The 17,045-nt window shown below is 39.8% G+C and carries 16 protein-coding genes and 3 tRNA genes; 9 read left to right on the top strand and 10 right to left on the bottom strand.

The features are described 5' to 3' along the window. Positions 1-103: 103 nt before the first annotated feature. From H3T75_RS09785 to H3T75_RS09775, 3 genes are all read left to right on the top strand, one after another. Complete coding sequence (locus tag H3T75_RS09785; RefSeq protein WP_078474526.1) at positions 104-274, top strand: lipoprotein; 171 nt, start codon at positions 104-106, stop codon at positions 272-274. Then, positions 267-1,493 carry a diaminopimelate decarboxylase gene (gene lysA, locus H3T75_RS09780; RefSeq protein WP_198211619.1) on the top strand — a complete coding sequence of 409 codons (1,227 nt, stop codon included), beginning with the start codon at positions 267-269 and terminating at the stop codon, positions 1,491-1,493. The genes H3T75_RS09785 and lysA overlap by 8 nt, the downstream gene beginning before the upstream one ends. Before the next feature lie 260 nt (positions 1,494-1,753). Continuing rightward, a complete protein-coding gene (locus H3T75_RS09775) occupies positions 1,754-2,950 on the top strand; it encodes a PLP-dependent aminotransferase family protein (protein WP_198211618.1) in 1,197 nt (398 codons plus the stop codon). Between the two features lie 294 nt (positions 2,951-3,244). Here H3T75_RS09775 and rpsJ read toward each other — a convergent pair whose 3' ends face one another. The 10 genes from rpsJ to dprA all read right to left on the bottom strand — a co-directional run bounded on the left by rpsJ (position 3,245) and on the right by dprA (position 10,297). Continuing rightward, complete coding sequence (rpsJ, locus tag H3T75_RS09770; RefSeq protein ID WP_025329903.1) at positions 3,245-3,556, bottom strand: 30S ribosomal protein S10; 312 nt, start codon at positions 3,554-3,556, stop codon at positions 3,245-3,247. 17 nt (positions 3,557-3,573) lie between these two features. Continuing rightward, positions 3,574-4,764: an elongation factor Tu gene (gene tuf / locus H3T75_RS09765; protein ID WP_025329891.1), complete on the bottom strand. Its 1,191-nt coding sequence runs from the start codon at positions 4,762-4,764 to the stop codon at positions 3,574-3,576. A gap of 42 nt (positions 4,765-4,806) precedes the next feature. Continuing rightward, positions 4,807-4,881 (bottom strand) — tRNA-Thr (locus H3T75_RS09760). A 22-nt stretch (positions 4,882-4,903) separates the two neighbouring features. Then, positions 4,904-4,977: transfer RNA gene (locus H3T75_RS09755), tRNA-Gly, on the bottom strand. A gap of 38 nt (positions 4,978-5,015) precedes the next feature. Then, a tRNA-Tyr gene (locus tag H3T75_RS09750) sits at positions 5,016-5,099 on the bottom strand. A 113-nt stretch (positions 5,100-5,212) separates the two neighbouring features. After that, positions 5,213-5,467 (bottom strand): YfhL family 4Fe-4S dicluster ferredoxin, encoded by a 255-nt coding sequence (locus H3T75_RS09745; protein ID WP_037392355.1) that lies wholly within the window; start codon positions 5,465-5,467, stop codon positions 5,213-5,215. Positions 5,468-5,558: 91 nt separating this feature from the next. Then, positions 5,559-6,131 carry a 16S rRNA (guanine(966)-N(2))-methyltransferase RsmD gene (rsmD, locus tag H3T75_RS09740; RefSeq protein WP_025329889.1) on the bottom strand — a complete coding sequence of 191 codons (573 nt, stop codon included), beginning with the start codon at positions 6,129-6,131 and terminating at the stop codon, positions 5,559-5,561. Between the two features lie 78 nt (positions 6,132-6,209). Beyond that, positions 6,210-8,504 (bottom strand): type I DNA topoisomerase, encoded by a 2,295-nt coding sequence (topA, locus tag H3T75_RS09735; RefSeq protein WP_198211617.1) that lies wholly within the window; start codon positions 8,502-8,504, stop codon positions 6,210-6,212. A gap of 141 nt (positions 8,505-8,645) precedes the next feature. Next, the gene (locus tag H3T75_RS09730) at positions 8,646-9,104 is read right to left on the bottom strand and encodes a DUF494 family protein (RefSeq protein ID WP_025329887.1); all 459 of its coding nucleotides are present in this window, start codon (positions 9,102-9,104) and stop codon (positions 8,646-8,648) included. Between the two features lie 11 nt (positions 9,105-9,115). Then, positions 9,116-10,297: a DNA-processing protein DprA gene (dprA, locus tag H3T75_RS09725; RefSeq protein WP_198211616.1), complete on the bottom strand. Its 1,182-nt coding sequence runs from the start codon at positions 10,295-10,297 to the stop codon at positions 9,116-9,118. 907 nt (positions 10,298-11,204) lie between these two features. On the opposite strand from dprA, the gene H3T75_RS09720 reads away from it, so the two are divergent. The 6 genes from H3T75_RS09720 to H3T75_RS09695 all read left to right on the top strand — a co-directional run bounded on the left by H3T75_RS09720 (position 11,205) and on the right by H3T75_RS09695 (position 16,921). Then, positions 11,205-11,504 carry a DUF6694 family lipoprotein gene (locus H3T75_RS09720; RefSeq protein WP_037476179.1) on the top strand — a complete coding sequence of 100 codons (300 nt, stop codon included), beginning with the start codon at positions 11,205-11,207 and terminating at the stop codon, positions 11,502-11,504. A gap of 707 nt (positions 11,505-12,211) precedes the next feature. Then, on the top strand, positions 12,212-13,225 hold the full coding sequence (locus tag H3T75_RS09715) for a 3-oxoacyl-[acyl-carrier-protein] synthase III C-terminal domain-containing protein (protein ID WP_037476177.1): 1,014 nt from the start codon (positions 12,212-12,214) through the stop codon (positions 13,223-13,225). After that, positions 13,222-14,229, top strand: coding sequence for an NAD(P)-dependent oxidoreductase (locus H3T75_RS09710; RefSeq protein ID WP_198211615.1), 1,008 nt, complete (start codon positions 13,222-13,224; stop codon positions 14,227-14,229). The genes H3T75_RS09715 and H3T75_RS09710 overlap by 4 nt, the downstream gene beginning before the upstream one ends. Next, on the top strand, positions 14,230-15,036 hold the full coding sequence (locus tag H3T75_RS09705; protein ID WP_198211614.1) for an MBL fold metallo-hydrolase: 807 nt from the start codon (positions 14,230-14,232) through the stop codon (positions 15,034-15,036). Then, on the top strand, positions 15,033-16,322 hold the full coding sequence (locus H3T75_RS09700; RefSeq protein ID WP_198211613.1) for a F390 synthetase-related protein: 1,290 nt from the start codon (positions 15,033-15,035) through the stop codon (positions 16,320-16,322). Before H3T75_RS09705 ends, H3T75_RS09700 begins: the two co-directional genes overlap by 4 nt. Then, the gene (locus H3T75_RS09695; protein WP_198211612.1) at positions 16,319-16,921 is read left to right on the top strand and encodes a phosphatase PAP2 family protein; all 603 of its coding nucleotides are present in this window, start codon (positions 16,319-16,321) and stop codon (positions 16,919-16,921) included. Before H3T75_RS09700 ends, H3T75_RS09695 begins: the two co-directional genes overlap by 4 nt. Positions 16,922-17,045: the final 124 nt, after the last annotated feature.

Genomic DNA, 17,045 nt, shown 5'->3' with positions numbered 1-17,045 from the left:
CATTCAAACTGTTATCTTGCCATATAATATGTTTAAATCCTAGTTTTATCCGTTCTGGCAGTACAGCTGTTCACTGCCAGCTTAACTACAATAGGTCAGATTAATGTTTCGTTTCTTCTTTTTAACTGTAATTGCAACCAGTTGTTTAGCGGCCTGTGGTTATAAGGGTGATCTTTATTTGCCAAAAGAGGGAGATAAAGCTAAATACGGACCTGTACAAACCGGACTGACTATTGATCCGATTGATCAGAAAAATTTACCTAAACATGACTAAATCCCTGAAATGTGAACAAGTACCCTACTCTGTACTGGCTGCACAGTATGGTACACCATTATATGTTTATAGCCAGAAAGCAATGACAGATGCTTTTAATCTTTATCAGCAGGCTTTTGCCGATTTAAAACCTTTAATATGTTACGCAGTCAAAGCCAATGGAAATTTATCTATTCTGCGCTATTTTGCCAGTCTGGGCTGCGGTTTTGATATCGTTTCAGGCGGAGAATTAGAGCGGGTATTACTGGCTGGCGGAGCTGCCGACAAGGTCATCTTTTCCGGCGTGGGCAAAAGCAGTGCTGAAATTGAATTTGCCCTGAAAAACAATATTCGCTGTTTTAATGTTGAATCACTGGCTGAGCTGGAACGTATTAATAGTATTGCCCAGCGTCTGAATAAAATTGCCCCGGTATCATTGCGTATTAATCCTGATGTTGATGCTCATACCCATCCATATATTTCTACTGGGTTAAAAGCCAATAAATTCGGAATTGCCAGTCAGGATGCATTAGCAGCATATCAGCTTGCTGCTACGTTACCGCACTTAAAAATTACAGGAATTGACTGTCACATTGGCTCACAACTAACTGATTTATCACCTTTAATCGAAGCATTACAACGATTATTAGTACTAGTAGACAAACTAGACGAACTGGGAATCCGGATAGAGCATATTGATTTGGGTGGTGGCATAGGTATTGTTTATCAAAACGAAAATGTGCCTGATCTGAATGCTTATGCAGCAGCAGTCAGCAAATTGTTATCCGGGCGTAACCTGCCTTTAATACTGGAACCCGGGCGCAGTCTGATTGGTAATACCGGCAGTTTGCTCACTACAGTTGAATACATTAAACAAGGTGAAGAAAAGAACTTTGTGATTGTAGATGCGGCCATGAATGATCTGATGCGGCCTTCACTATATCAGGCCTATCACAATATTATTAACGCCAGTCCGACAACAGCAGATAAATTTGTTGCTGATGTCGTAGGACCAATTTGCGAAACCGGAGATTTTCTGGCTAAAGACCGAACCATTGCGGCTAAAGCAGGTGATTTACTGTTAATACAAAGTGCTGGGGCATATGCTTCCAGTATGGCAAGTAACTATAACACTCGCTGTCGTGCCGCTGAGGTATTGGTTAATGGTACAGAACATCATCTGATTCGTCAGCGAGAAACAATTGACAGTCTGTTGGCTACCGAAACAGCATGCTTATGAATAACCCATACTGATTGTAATAATGAAGTACAAGTATAGCGTTATCTGTCAGTATTTTTGCACAGACGCTATACTAATTTTATGTTACTCATCGAAAAGCTTTTCAGATATTGAATATTCTCCGGCTGATATTACGCTTTACTAAGTACGATATAAAACTCGTTGCATTATCCAAACCACAATTAAAAAATAATTTTAAAATCAAATAAGATAAATATATTTTAACAATTAAGCAAATATCATCTAAAAAGGTCAGATTTATGTCCTGGAAATTTTCCCGACGTGCGCAAAATTTAAAAAGCTCAACCATCAGAGAAATCCTTAAAGTCACCGAACAGGCAGATGTTATTTCATTTGCTGGCGGCTTACCGGCACCAGATACATTTCCATTATCAGAAATCAAAGATGCAGCTAATGTCTTACTGGAAAACCAGGATATTTATGGTGCACTACAATATGGACCAAGTGAAGGCTATACACCTTTACGGCAATGGATAGCTAATTATTTATCTGAACGTGATCATGTATCTGTCAGTAGTGATGAAGTTCTGATAGTAACTGGTTCACAGCAGGCATTGGATTTAATCGGGAAAGCACTAATTGATACTAACGATACAGTACTGGTAGAAACTCCTACTTATCTTGGAGCATTACAATCCTTTAATCAATACAATCCCGAATATGTAGCTATTGTCAGTGATAATGAAGGCTTAATTCCTGAAACTATTGATAATGAACTGGCAAGCTCTGCAAAATTTCTATATAGCATTCCAAACTTTCAAAACCCTACCGGACGTCGGTTACCATTACACCGACGACAAGCTTTAGCCGCAAAAGCAAAACAGAATAATTTATTGCTGATTGAAGATGATCCTTATGGCGATTTGGATTATCAGGGGCAGCGCCTGCCTGCTTTATATACGCTGGCACCAGAAAACACTGTTTATTTAGGTTCTTTTTCCAAAATTTTAGCGCCGGGGCTCCGTTTAGGATATCTGGTCGCGAATAAGCAATTCATCAGTAAACTGCTTCCGCTAAAACAAGCTTCTGATTTACATACCCCTAGCCTGACCCAGTACATTGCTTATCAGGTTCTTAGTAAAAATAATTTTCTCAATCATCATATTCCGAAAATCCGCCAGCTTTATAATGCCCGCTGCCAGTATATGTTGCAATCATTAGCACAGTATATGCCTAAAGAAGTTAGCTGGAATCAACCTGAAGGAGGTATGTTTATCTGGGTTGAATTACCTGAATATATTAATGCTACTGAATTACTCAAAGAAGCCATTGCTCAGAAAATAGTTTTTGCTCCCGGTGAAACTTTCTATGTACACGGTGAAAAAAATAATTGTTTAAGGCTGGCTTTTGTAACTGTTTCAGAAGAAAAAATTGATACAGGGATAAAAACAATGGCAGATATAATTAAATATCACATTCAACAACAATTGCTGTGAAATATTAGCAAACTGCATTAATCTGTTTTTTCCACCATAGCCAATACTCAGTATGGTATTGGTTTTTTTATGGCTTAAACTATTAACTAAATACTCTGCACACCAATTGAAACTGGCTAATAAATTCTGCATTAACGGAAAAATCATTAACCGCAAAATATCCACCTCACCTGTCACAGCACAGATTTTGCCTAAAATTCTGGATTGGTGATTCTAACCTGTTCAATTAGCCGAATTAAGAATAAATAAAAAACGGACTGGATAATATCCAGTCCGTTTTAGTAATTCAATTAATTATTGAACTTTAATTTCAACATCAACACCAGCTGGCAAGTCCAGTTTCATCAATGCATCAGTGGTTTTATCAGTCCAGTCGATAATGTCCATCAGACGCAGATGAGTACGAATTTCCAACTGTTCACGTGAAGTTTTATTCACGTGAGGAGAACGCAGCAGATTAAAACGTTCGATTTTGGTTGGCAGAGGAATCGGACCTTTTACCACAGCGCCAGTACGTTTGGCAGTGTCTACGATTTCCTGTGCAGAACGATCAATTAGAGCGTAGTCATAAGCTTTCAGACGAATACGGATTTTCTGGTTTTTCATATCTATATTCTTCCTGATTAAGCGATAACTTTAGCAACCACACCGGCACCAACTGTTCGGCCACCTTCACGAATCGCAAAGCGTAAGCCTTCTTCCATCGCAATCGGATGAATCAGTTCTACGTCTATCGTTACATTCTCTCCCGGCATTACCATTTCCACTCCTTCCGCCAGGCTTACTGCGCCAGTTACGTCTGTTGTACGGAAATAGAACTGCGGACGGTAGTTCGCAAAGAACGGTGTATGACGACCACCTTCTTCTTTGCTCAGTACGTATACTTCTGCTTTGAATTTGGTGTGCGGGGTGATGCTGCCCGGTTTTGCCAGTACCTGACCACGTTCTACTTCTTCACGTTTGGTACCACGCAGCAATACACCTACGTTATCACCTGCCTGACCCTGATCCAGCAATTTGCGGAACATTTCAACGCCAGTACATGTGGTTTTCTGGGTGTCTTTCAAACCAACGATTTCAATTTCGTCACCTACATTGATTACACCGCGTTCTACACGACCAGTAACCACGGTACCACGACCTGAAATTGAGAATACGTCTTCAATCGGCAACAGGAATGGTTTGTCTACTGCACGTTCCGGTGTAGGAATGTAGCTGTCCAGTGCATCTGCCAAAGCCATAATTGAAGCTTCACCGATGTCTGACTGGTCACCTTCCAGTGCTTTCAGAGCTGAACCTTTAATCAAAGGAACATCATCACCCGGGAATTCGTAGCTTGACAACAGGTCACGAATTTCCATTTCTACCAGTTCCAGCAACTCTTCGTCGTCTACCATGTCACATTTGTTCATGTAAACGATAATGTAAGGTACACCTACTTGACGGGCTAACAGGATGTGCTCACGGGTTTGTGGCATTGGACCGTCAGCTGCAGAAACCACCAGAATCGCGCCGTCCATCTGGGCAGCACCGGTAATCATGTTTTTCACGTAGTCAGCGTGTCCCGGGCAGTCAACGTGTGCATAGTGACGTTCTGCGGTTTCGTATTCTACGTGTGATGTATTAATGGTAATACCACGGGCTTTTTCTTCCGGGGCATTGTCAATCTGATCATAAGCTTTGGCTGCACCACCGAATTTCTGGGACAAAATGGTACACATTGCAGCAGTCAAAGTGGTTTTACCATGGTCAACGTGACCAATGGTGCCAACGTTTACGTGCGGTTTGCTCCGCTCGAATTTTTCTTTAGCCATGGCTACTTCCTATCTAAAGATGATTAGGTTTATCAATTCTAATGGTGCCCATGGACAGAATTGAACTGTCGGCCTCTCCCTTACCAAGGGAGTGCTCTACCCCTGAGCTACATGGGCGTACGGTAGGTATTTACTTATCTGGAGCGGGTGAAGGGAATCGAACCCTCACCGTAAGCTTGGAAGGCTTCTGCTCTACCATTGAGCTACACCCGCATACTCACTTAAAAAAATTACAAGTAAGACTGGAATTTTGGTGGAGGGAGAAGGATTCGAACCTTCGAAGCTTTCGCAACAGATTTACAGTCTGCCCCCTTTGGCCGCTCGGGAATCCCTCCAAAAGAGAACGGCATGATAATGTTCATTTGCCACTTCGTCAAGTCTATTCAGCATTTTTTTTTGCTTAAAATAGTAATCAACTGTTTCAAATACATTTCATGCTTGGAAAAATTTACTCTTTTTCCGCCATTAGCTGCTGATATTTTGCTTCCAGCTCTTCTTCGCTTTCCGGATGTTCTTCATCAATAATGATACAGTCTACCGGGCAAACCTGCTGGCATTGCGGCTCATCATAATGGCCGACACACTGTGTACAGCGCTCAGGGGTGATTTCATAAATCTCATCACCCTGATAAATAGCGTTGTTCGGGCACTCAGGCTCACATACATCGCAGTTAATGCACTCATCTGTTATCAAGAGTGACATGTTTTTCCTTTATCGTTAAATTTAACTCTAAACCGTTGGGCGCGGATTATAGCACTATTTTGTTTTCTCTCCTGCAATCCGGTCTTTCTCCCTACTCAGTATCAATTTTATGATAAGTTAATAATTCAAAACGACTTATACCTGACTTTCCTTGTTTAAGTACCTCCCAGCCAGCTGGAAGTACAGGTAATGTGTTACTTTCCATGTATACGCGCGCATTCGGAAGCAAATGTAATGAAACAACCTCCAGCAGTTCATGCCATTGCTGCCAGACATACGGCGGATCGAGAAATACTATGTTAAATTGCTGGTGATTATTTATGAGAAAACTGTGTGCTTCTGTACAGATAAGCTCTATCTGCCCAAAATTCAATTGCTGCACATTACTTTTTATTGCTGCCGCAACCTGACGATTTTTTTCTATCATAGTAACTTTGGCAGCATTTCGTGAGGCAGCCTCCAGCCCCATTACCCCACTACCGGCAAAAAGGTCCAGAACTGCCATTCCGGTTAAATCCTGTCCCAGCCAGTTAAACAATCGTTCACGCACGCTATCTGCAGTCGGACGCAGTCCTTCGGCTGCCGGAAATGTTAATTTACGTCCGCGATGAGTACCGCCAATAATGCGTACCTGATTGCGATGCTGATACTGTACTTTTGCCACGTATACTCACTCCGATAAAAAAAGACTTTCAGGCATTCTGAAAGTCTTGATACATCTAATTTCTTAAAGCAGCCTGATTTATTCTTTTGGTGCAGGTGGTTCAATCTGCTCGGTATAACCGCACTCTTTTTGCGGACACACTTTTTCAGTTCCACGCCGCTTAGTTGTTTTGATGGTCATTATTGGCCAGCCACACTGCGGACAGCTTTCTTTAACCGGCGGATTCCAGACAGCATAATCACAGTCCGGATAAGTATTACAACTGTAAAATAATTTACCATAACGGCTTTTACGCTCAATCAGACTGCCTTTATGACATTTAGGGCACTCAATACCAGTATCTTTTGGCTTTTCAAGCGGTTCAATATATTTACATTTAGGATAATTGGAACAACCGATAAATTTGCCGTAACGTCCGCGTTTATATACCAATTGTCCTTCACACTTCGGACAAACCCGCCCTTCTACAACTGTCGGTTCTTCCGCTGCCTTTGCTGCTTCCTCGGCTGTTTCATTAACATTGCGGGTGTAGTCACATTCCGGATAACCGCTGCATGCAATAAAACGCCCGCGCTTACCAAATTTAATTTGTAATTGATGGGTACCGCATTTAGGACAGATTTCATCCAGATTTTCGGCAGTTAATTCTGCGCGGGGTATATCTTCCTTAGCTTTGATTTCTTTATCAAAGCCTTTCCAGAACTGCTGCATTACGGGTTTCCATTCCCGTTTACCGCCGGCTATATCATCCAGCTGATTTTCCAGTCTGGCAGTAAAGTTATAATCCACATACTGACCGAAATGTTCGGTCAGAAATTTATTAACCACTTCACCGGTATCAGTGGGCATAAAACGTTTCTGCTCCAGAGTAACATATTCCCGCTCTTTTAGTGTGGAAATAATACTTGCATAGGTTGATGGGCGACCAATACCATACTCTTCCAGTGCTTTGACCAGACTGGCTTCAGAATAACGTGGTGGCGGCTGGGTAAAATGCTGCTCGCCAAAAATCCTGTCAACCGGCAAACTGTCACCCTCATGTAGTTCCGGCAATTTTTTGGCATTCTCATCTTCTTCGCTGTCGTCCACACCCTCTTCATAGACACTGAGGAAACCGGCAAAAGTTTGTACCTGTCCGGTTACTCTGAAGATACCTTTACCCACAACAATATCAACACTGGTAGTATCAAAGCGTGCAGGCGCCATCTGACAGGCCACTGCCCGCTGCCATATCATCTGATACAGGCGAAACTGGTCGGCAGTCAGAAATGGTTTTACTGCTTCTGGCGTACGATATACTGAGGTAGGACGAATAGCCTCATGCGCTTCCTGTGCATTTTTAGATTTGGTTTTGTATATTTTGGGCGATGAAGGTAAAAATTCATTACCGATTTTGTTGTCAATATAATGACGTATTTCTGTTACAGCTTCATCTGAGAGACTAACCGAATCGGTACGCATATACGTAATCAGACCCACAGCTCCTTGTCCGACATCCACACCTTCATATAACTGCTGTGCGGTACGCATGGTACGATCAGTGGTCATACTCAGCTTACGTACTGCTTCCTGCTGCATAGTCGAGGTGGTAAATGGAGCAGCAGGATTACGGCTGCGCTTTTTCTTTTCTACGTTAGATACATGAGCTGGTTGACCGGCCAAAGCAGAAACGATACCTTGCTGACGTTCCTCATCAGGAATGTCAAATTGTTCCAGCTTCTGTCCCTGCCAATGAGTTAGTTTAGCGGTAAATTTAGTACGTGCTTTATGGCTGTCAAGGTGTACAGTCCAGTATTCCTGTGCAGTAAACTCGCGGATTTCCTCTTCTCGTTCACAAATCATGCGTAATGCCGGGCTTTGTACTCTGCCAGCAGATAAACCACGACGAATTTTTTTCCACAATAAAGGTGACAGATTAAAACCTACCAGATAATCCAGTGCCCGTCTCGTCTGCTGCGCATCTACCAGCGTTTGTGACAATTCACGCGGATGAGCTACTGCATCCAGTACAGCTTTTTTGGTCACTTCATGAAACACTACCCGCTTTGGCTGCAGGTTTTTCAGACCGCGTTTGGATTTCAGTATTTCCTGCAAATGCCATGAGATGGCTTCACCTTCCCTATCCGGGTCGGTAGCCAGATACAATGCATCAGCCTCTTTAGCTGCAGCCACAATTGCATCGAGATGTTTGGCATTACGACTTACTAACTGGTATTTCATAGCAAAGTCATTTTCCGGATCCACTGCACCGCTTTTGGGAACCAGATCACGCACGTGACCGTAGGAAGCGAGAATTTCAAAATCGCTACCTAAATATTTCTTCAGCGTTTTCGCTTTAGATGGAGATTCAACAATCAACAGGTATTTTGCCATTAGTTCAGGCTCACATTCGTAATTTAAATATTTGTGATATGTTGTTAGTCTGGATTATTCTAATAAATACATTTGAACAATGCAAAAAGCTTTCAGACACGCTGACTGAAAGCTTTCAAGCAACTGTATCGCTTCAGTAACTTACTGCATGACGGCTTCACCATTGAGCGCAGCCATTAATTCATCACCTATCAGCACCGGTAATTCTGAGCGGTGTGCCCATAACACCAGTAAAGCTAATACTTTAGCATGATCCACCGTAATATCTTCGTAAGGTAAGTTCATCAGGGCATTGAGTACAAATTCACGCTGCTCTGGATTAAGAGCACCATTCTGCTCCAGAAAATGTACCAGTCCACGCACTTCAAGCGGAAGCGCATCGAGCTCTTCATTATTATAAATGCGTGATCCAGTGCTATTGCGTAACTTTTCTGCCGGAATTAATGGTTCAAAACGCAAATCGTCCAGACAGGATAAAGCATCGCCGATTTCTTCATCATTAAAACCGACTTCTTCCAACAATACGCCTAAGTCTTTACGCGGTGGAAATGCATCAACGTCTTGAAAGTGCTCAATCAAAAACGCTATTACATCAATCATTTGCTTTCCTCTCAAGATTTAATGCGTTGATAACAACCGCCTGGCAGAGTGGTAATCCAGCCACCAAGCTCCAATGTCACGAGATGAGCATACACATCTGTAGCAGCCATGCCAAGTGCTGTAACTAACATATCCGGATGCATTATGCCGTAACCCAGTCCGTCCAGCACCTGCTGCTCCATCGGGTTAAGTATACAATCTGGTGAATGAACTGATAATGAATCTTCTGAACTATCAGTATTTGTAGATGATTTACTTACATCATCAGTTTGCAGATGAGGACGATTGCTATATGATTGCAAATCTTTTTTTTGCAAGAGGCGTGGACATTCCTGCAAAATATCTTCCAGATTTTCTACTAATTTGGCACCCTGTTTGATTAATGCGTGACAGCCTTTACTTAAAGGGTTATCAATAGAACCCGGTATCGCCATAACTTCCCGCCCCATTTCTCCAGCCAGTCTTGCAGTAATCAATGAGCCCGATTCAGTTGCGGCTTCAACTACCAGCGTACCCTGACTAAGTGCAGCAATCAAGCGGTTACGTCGCGGAAAATTTCCGGGCGAAGGACGAGTAGCCAAGGGAAATTCAGAAATAATACAGCCATGAGCAGCAATTTGTGTGGCTAAATTTTTGTTACGTGCCGGATATACTCTGTCAATACCTGTACCCCAAACTGCCACTGTTGTACCCATCGCCTGCAAAGCACCCTGATGTGCTGCTGTATCTGCGCCACTAGCCATACCTGAAATAATTGTTACACCTTTCTGAGCCAGCGCAGCAGCAAAATCACGAGTAATGCGCATGGCTTGTGGAGTAGCATGCCGACTACCAACAATTGATAAAGCAGGTTGATGCAAACACTGGCTATCACCACGAACAAACAATAATGGTGGCGGCGTCAATCCATTAGTTAACATTGCCGGAAAATCATTATCTACCAGTAATAATAAACGTGCATCAGAATGCGCCTGCTCCCACTCTAAAGCACCTTCTGTTGCCTGTTTAGCTATTTTACTGTGCCAATATTTACCGGCTTGCTGATGATGAAAAAAAGGAGTTACTTCAGCAGCAGATGCACTCAGAGCATTTTGTGCAGAACCAAAATATTTAATTATACGAAGAAAAGTTTCAGCACCAACAAACGGAGTCAATGCCAATTCAATCCAGGCAAGGCGTTCTTGTGTATCCATATTATAGTTTTAGCATTTACTACATTTAATTATGACAAAAGAAATATAAATAAACAATTCCTATTAATTTTATTATCAATTTACTTAATTATTTTCTATTTATCATTCCAATATCATTTAAAAGTGTATCGAATTATTTTGAATCATAATGAAAAATTATTAAATATGTGTGCATTTTAATCTATATATATTCAGATTCAGTATCGAAATATTATGAAACTCAAAATTGTAGCTGATTGAGTTGAAAGACATCAGAATAAAAAACTTATTTTAAATAATGTCTGATTACTTCAGGCAGTAATAAAAATATTGAATTCCTAGGCTGAATAAATTTTTTAAATCTTAGCTGATAATATTGATCTACTTGTTTGGAAAGTCTGCCAGTATTTCGAAGTCTCACCAATTCATACTTTATTCATGAATTGGTGAGTAAAATTAGAAATACATAATTTTTCAATTAAGCTAACAGATATAAGAACTATAAAACACAATAATACCTGTCAATTCAATTATATTTGTAAAATTTATCAAATAAAACACCTGGTTGCTGCTTAAAAACAGAAAGCTTATTTTTATCTAAATCCAGATATGAGCCACAAATTAATGATTAAATAGTCATTATATTGTTTATATCATAACTATTTAGTTCTTCACTTGATTTGCCGACATTAAAGTTTTTCTAAATAAAAATTATTAGAGAACATATTTTAAGCGTAAAATCAGACATAATTTCTAATAACGCTTTTATTTATTATAAAAAAATATGTTGCACTAAATTCACAATCTTGAAATACAAACTGACACAGTCATAAATTATTTTCGATTAAATTACATTTTTTGCTTGAAAATTAACTTTTTTAGTATAAAAATATCAATTCTTTTAAAATATTTACTTTTAAGGAATAAAATGTTTAAAAAACTATTAGCTGTATCATTATTAAGTTTTGCATTAGTTGGTTGTGGTGGTGATGATGGTCCTAAAGTTGATTTTACAACAGTAGAAACTTATACCAGTTCTGTACAAGCAGCTACTGAAAAATTAAGTGATACAGATAAAGCTGCTTTTGCTCGTGCACTTGTTAATGTAACAGCTAAAGCGGCAACTAATCCTGCCAATAATCGCAATGATGCTAAAATAGCTGAAGAACTTAAAAGCAAACTTAATGGTAAAACAGCTAAACAAATTATCAGTGAATATGATAAATAATTTTAACTGATTAGCTCTAAAGCCCGCATCAGCGGGTTTTTTTATAAATAAATTTAACCTCATTGCTTAATTTATTTATAATACATACCGTTATAAACCCAATTAACATTATTTTAACTCAATTACTTTTGATTATGATAATTTAATTTATTTATAATTTAGTTGATTACAGTTATTTTTTAATTTCCTGAAGAAATTTTATATACTTACGGCAATAGAATAGTACATTTGAGGTGTCTAGTGATTTAGTTAAAACTTAAAGAAGTAAAAAAAGATTTATCAACTAATTACAGATATGTTTATTACTGATTTATTGCATAACTAAGCATATTTTATTTATTCAAGTTATTGTTTTAGCCTTGTAAATAAAGTTAAATCAACTAAAATTTTTAAATATTCCCAATTTAAACTATTTAATTCAATAATTTATAATTATTCATATCTATACATAACTGGATTAGTTTATATCTGTATTTGTACCTTAGATATATAAATATCTGGGCAGATTTGTGAATAGCAACCAGATTACTTTTTTATAATAAGGATTTAACCCATACACAATAAAAATTAAAATAAAATCAAAAATATTTACTTAAAATACTTATAATTATCATTTATTATCATGAAAAAATAAAAAAATAACATTTATTTAATAAATATTTGAATTACAATGCAATTTTTACAAAATAGTATGGAGTGTACATATTTTGTTTAAAGTCAATGAACTACTAAATAAAAACTTAGTTCCGATTAAAATTCTTTCCACCGGAACTGCTTTACCTCCGGATAGAATTGAGGCAGCAGATCTGGATAAAAAGCTGAACAAACCGGCAGGTTATACGCTGAAACGTTCCGGCATTCTTTATCGTTATCATGCTGACCATCATTTAAAGCAGGCTGATTTAGCGGCAGCAGCCATTAATGATGCGCTAACTCGTTGTAATATTTCAGCAGAATCTATTGATTTACTGATTTCAGCCTGTGCACTTCCTGTCCAGGCCTTACCGTATACAGCAGCACATATTTTAAAAGCCAGCACGTTATCCAACACCATTGCTAACTTTGATGTTAATACCAGTTGTGTAAGTTTTATCAGTGCACTACAGGTAGCAGCAGGTCTGTTAAATACCGGAGCTTATAAGCGCATCGCTATTGTTTCGGCAGATTTAGCATCACGTGGTCTGAACTGGCAGGATGAAGAGTCATCTTTAATCTTTGGAGACGGCGCTGCTTGTGCCATTGTCGAAAAAGGCGATGGTTGTAGTGGTATTCTTGCCTGTTTATTAGAAACACATACTAATGGCATTGATTTTTGTGAAATCAGTGGTGGCGGTAGCCGTCGGAATATTAAAACCGGCATGGATGAAAATGATTGCCTTTTCCGTATGCAAGGTAAACCACTATTCAGACTGGCATCTGCTTTGATTGAGCCATATTTAGCTCGTTTATTAAATCAGGCTAACTTAACTCTCTCTGATATAGCTACGGTTATTCCTCATCAAGCCAGCCATTTATCACTGGAACATATGCGTAAACGGCTTACTATTCCTAACGAATCGATAATTGATATTTATCGTTTTCGAGGTAATCAGGTAGCCGCATCAATTCCCAGTGCATTGCATGAAGCGGTAATCACCAATCGTTTTAATCCGGGGAAACCAGCTATGCTAATAGGAACTGCTGCAGGGCTAACCCTAGGCGGGATGATTCTGCTGCCATGAAATTTTTAGTGACTGGTGCAACCAGTGGTTTGGGGCGCAATGCAGTAGAATGGTTACTGACACAAGGCCATCAGGTTCATGCCACGGGTCGTAATCAAATAGCGGGAAAAGAGCTGGCAACACTCGGTGCACAATTTACTGCACTGGACTTAGTTACCGCAACTGATACGGATTATCTTCAACTTCTTTCTGATTGTGATATTGTCTGGCATTGTGCAGCTTTATCTTCCCCATGGGGAAGATATGAATGGTTTTATCAGGCCAATACCGTTGTTACTGCACGTTTGGCTCAGTTTGCCGGAAAATCTGGTATTAAACGTTTTATTCATATATCAACACCTTCAATTTATTTTGATTTTCAATCTCATCAGAATATTACTGAAGATTATCTTGCTGAACATTTTGCAAATCATTATGCAAATACCAAATATGAAGCAGAAAAACGCATTCAGGAATGCGTAAAGCTTTATCCGGATACTGTTTATTTAATCTTAAGACCACGAGGCATTTTCGGTCCTCATGACAGAGTGATTATTCCCCGTATACTGGCATTATTAAACCGTACCGGAGGTATTTTATATTTGCCTGGTGGCGGTCAGGCTTTTGTAGACCTTACCTTTGTTCTTAACGTCGTTCATGCCTTGTACCTGGCCTCTGATAAGCAGAATATTCAGTCTGGTAATGCTTTTAATATTACCAATCAGCAACCCTGCAAACTTGATGACCTAATTCATTTATTATTAAAAGATCAGTTAAATCTTCACTACAAAACCCGGTCACTACCCTACAGATTATTATATGGCACAGCTGCTTTGCTTGAGGGTATCGCATCATTAACAAACAAAGAACCGGCACTAACCCGTTACAGTGTCGGTACGCTCTATTTTGATATGACTTTAAGTCAGAAAATGGCGATTGAACGTTTAGATTATCAGCCTCTATATAATATGAATGAAAGTATACATCTGACAGCACAATGGTTACAGCAAAGCGGGCATGTATAAATGGCCAGAATTACCCCGTTCAAAGCCGGATATTGTACTCATATTGCTTGCATGTCCATGCGCGGAGCAGGTTTTAACGTGTGTCAGTTCCCAGCACGCGCCTGGCTTATTGAAGTTGATGGATACCGCTGGCTATGGGACACTGGCTATGCTGACTATTTTAAGCAATATACACAAACAGGTATCTTTAAACTTTATCAGAAAACCACACCTGTCTATCTCAATAAAGGGGAATCTCTTAAAGAGCAATTTATTACCTTGGGTATTGATCTTGCAAGTATCCAAAATGTCATTATTTCACATTTTCATGGCGATCATATCGCCGGACTGAAAGATTTCACTCACAGCCATTTCATCTGCTCACAACAGGGCTGGAAAACACTCAAACCTTTACGCGGTTTTTTTGCTCTTAAACAAGGATTTGTACCTGATCTTATTCCGTCTGATTTTGAACAGCGGGTGAGTTTTGTAGAACATTTTGAAATTTGTCAGCTTGCTCCTGAACTTGCTCCTTTTACTCAGGGCTACATCTTGCCAAACAGTAAAGAACAAGTGATTTTAGTTCCTTTACCAGGCCATGCTGTCGGCCATATTGGCGCATTTATTTTAACTGATGAGGGCTGGACTCTGCTAGCCAGTGATGCTGCATGGGTCAAAGAAAATTATCAAGATTTAAGAAAGCCATCTCGCTTTGCCCAATTGATTATGGCTGATTCCAGAGCTTTTGAATACACTCTTAATCAGCTCCATCAACTCTCTTATCATCCTGACGTGACCATTTATTTAAGCCATGAAGGTGAGGAATGAGGCTATTAAAAATACTTTGGTATTACTGGCGCACAAAACACTTAATATTTAAACAACGCGCTGATCTTGAAGCTTATCAAATTAAACAGCTAAAAAAATTTAAACAGCGTGTATTAACCAAAAGTCCTTATTTCAGCCAATTCATTAATCAACCGTTTGAATCATGGCCTTTAATGAACAAACAGCTGATGATGGCACATTTTGATCAAATGAATACAGAGAATCTGACTTGTGATTCATTATTAACCTTGGCTCAGCAAAGCGAACAACAGCGTGACTTTAGTGCCAGAATGGGTAAGTTCAGTGTGGGGTTATCTTCGGGGACATCAGGGCAACGTGGTCTATTTATTGTGAGTCCTAGAGAGCAACTAATCTGGGCAGGCGGAATACTGGCAAAAATGTTACCTCGCGGATTAATGACTAAAGAACGGGTTGCATTATTTTTAAGAGCCGATAATCACCTTTATCATAGCACCAACAGCCATTGGTTAACTTTTCGTTTTTATGGTCTATTTGATAATTTTCAGCAACAGATCCAATCGCTGAATGAATATCAACCTAACATCATCGTGGCACCAGCACAAGTATTGCGTGCTCTGGCAACAGAAAAGCTTAATGGTAAGCTGACAGTAAATCCGGTTCTGGTAATCTCTGCTGCTGAAGTACTTGAAGATCAGGACAAACAAATTATCAAACAGGTCTTTAATCAGTTGGCTGAAGTTTATCAGGCTACCGAAGGTTTTCTTGCTGCTACCTGCCCGCTTGGTACACTTCACTTAAATGAAGAGTTCATCTATATCGAACCGTGCTGGTTAGACGAAAATCGCTTTATGCCGATTATTACTGATTTTACTCGTGAAACCCAGCCCATTGTACGCTATCAGTTAGATGATATTTTAGTCCGGCGCCAAACGCCCTGCCTTTGTGGACGGCAAGGGATGGCAATTTCACATATTGAAGGGCGATGCGATGATCAGCTATCACTTACCGATCAGCAAGGAAATCCGTTAACTATTTTTGCTGACTATTGCAGTCGCGTGATTGCCAATAATTTACCATTAACTAGTGATTATCGTCTGATTCAGCATCAGGATAACAGTATTGAGCTGATTGCCTGCTGTTCACAAGCATATTTAAGTCAATGCCAACAGGCATTAACTGCACATTTTATTCAGCAAGGTGCCAATGTTACTCAGCTAAAGTGGAAACTCATGTCTGTTACCACGATACCTGCCGAATTTTCGCAAAAAAGGCGACGAATTATTCGCGAGCGAGGTGTTCAATGAAACACTTCTGGATGCGATGCGTTTATTTATTTACAAGTTGGGGGATGGTCGGAATGGCTTATCATGGTTCAGCCCATCTGCAGCATGAACCGAGTTTACTTGCACCGTCAATAATCGATAAATGGATTGAATTTACACCTCATGCTATCTGGACTTATCTCTCATTTTTTTTAATTATTCCAATTTGCTTTTTTATTGCCCCTTATAAACGCCTGTGCTGGATGTCTGGCTGTTTTGTACTTAGCGGGATTCTGGCTGCCCTGTGTTACCTTATTTTTCCAACCACGATGATTTATCCGGTCGATAGCGGTAATTCAGTCAGTTCATGGTTACTGGCAAAACTGATTGAAATTGATGAGTCAGTAAACTGTTTTCCTTCACTGCATGTTACCTTAACATCACTTGCTATCTGGGGTGCATTAGACAAGTTCCACCCTCTGCGCAATATAATTTTACTACTATGGGGAATGACTATAGTCTTATCGATCATCCAGCTTCGGCGACATCTCTTTATTGATTTTATTGGTGGCATTGTACTGGCGCTGATAGCGGGTTGGAGTGTGCGTTATGGATTTAAACGTTTGATTAAACGACCCTAGCCTTATAGGAACATGATAAAGTTTACTTTCATCTACATTTGCCGTTAGTGCAGTTAGGCTGAGCCACAACGATTTAATATTCGCAAAGATGTTTTGTCATTTATATATTGGTGTTAAAGCCAAT

Origin of the sequence: Snodgrassella sp. W8135 (genome assembly GCF_016101225.1) — a bacterium.
Taxonomy (GTDB): Bacteria; Pseudomonadota; Gammaproteobacteria; order Burkholderiales; family Neisseriaceae; genus Snodgrassella; species Snodgrassella alvi.
Note: the sequence above shows the minus strand (reverse complement) of the source record. Positions and strands in the feature narration are given on the sequence as shown.

Coding starts and splice junctions, on each gene's coding strand:
- H3T75_RS09785 (WP_078474526.1), top strand. CDS start 104: ATGTTTCGTTTCTTCTTTTTAACTGTAATTGCAACCAGTTGTTTAGCG.
- lysA (WP_198211619.1), top strand. CDS start 267: ATGACTAAATCCCTGAAATGTGAACAAGTACCCTACTCTGTACTGGCT.
- H3T75_RS09775 (WP_198211618.1), top strand. CDS start 1,754: ATGTCCTGGAAATTTTCCCGACGTGCGCAAAATTTAAAAAGCTCAACC.
- rpsJ (WP_025329903.1), bottom strand. CDS start 3,556: ATGAAAAACCAGAAAATCCGTATTCGTCTGAAAGCTTATGACTACGCT.
- tuf (WP_025329891.1), bottom strand. CDS start 4,764: ATGGCTAAAGAAAAATTCGAGCGGAGCAAACCGCACGTAAACGTTGGC.
- H3T75_RS09745 (WP_037392355.1), bottom strand. CDS start 5,467: ATGTCACTCTTGATAACAGATGAGTGCATTAACTGCGATGTATGTGAG.
- topA (WP_198211617.1), bottom strand. CDS start 8,504: ATGGCAAAATACCTGTTGATTGTTGAATCTCCATCTAAAGCGAAAACG.
- H3T75_RS09730 (WP_025329887.1), bottom strand. CDS start 9,104: ATGATTGATGTAATAGCGTTTTTGATTGAGCACTTTCAAGACGTTGAT.
- dprA (WP_198211616.1), bottom strand. CDS start 10,297: ATGGATACACAAGAACGCCTTGCCTGGATTGAATTGGCATTGACTCCG.
- H3T75_RS09720 (WP_037476179.1), top strand. CDS start 11,205: ATGTTTAAAAAACTATTAGCTGTATCATTATTAAGTTTTGCATTAGTT.
- H3T75_RS09710 (WP_198211615.1), top strand. CDS start 13,222: ATGAAATTTTTAGTGACTGGTGCAACCAGTGGTTTGGGGCGCAATGCA.
- H3T75_RS09705 (WP_198211614.1), top strand. CDS start 14,230: ATGGCCAGAATTACCCCGTTCAAAGCCGGATATTGTACTCATATTGCT.
- H3T75_RS09700 (WP_198211613.1), top strand. CDS start 15,033: ATGAGGCTATTAAAAATACTTTGGTATTACTGGCGCACAAAACACTTA.
- H3T75_RS09695 (WP_198211612.1), top strand. CDS start 16,319: ATGAAACACTTCTGGATGCGATGCGTTTATTTATTTACAAGTTGGGGG.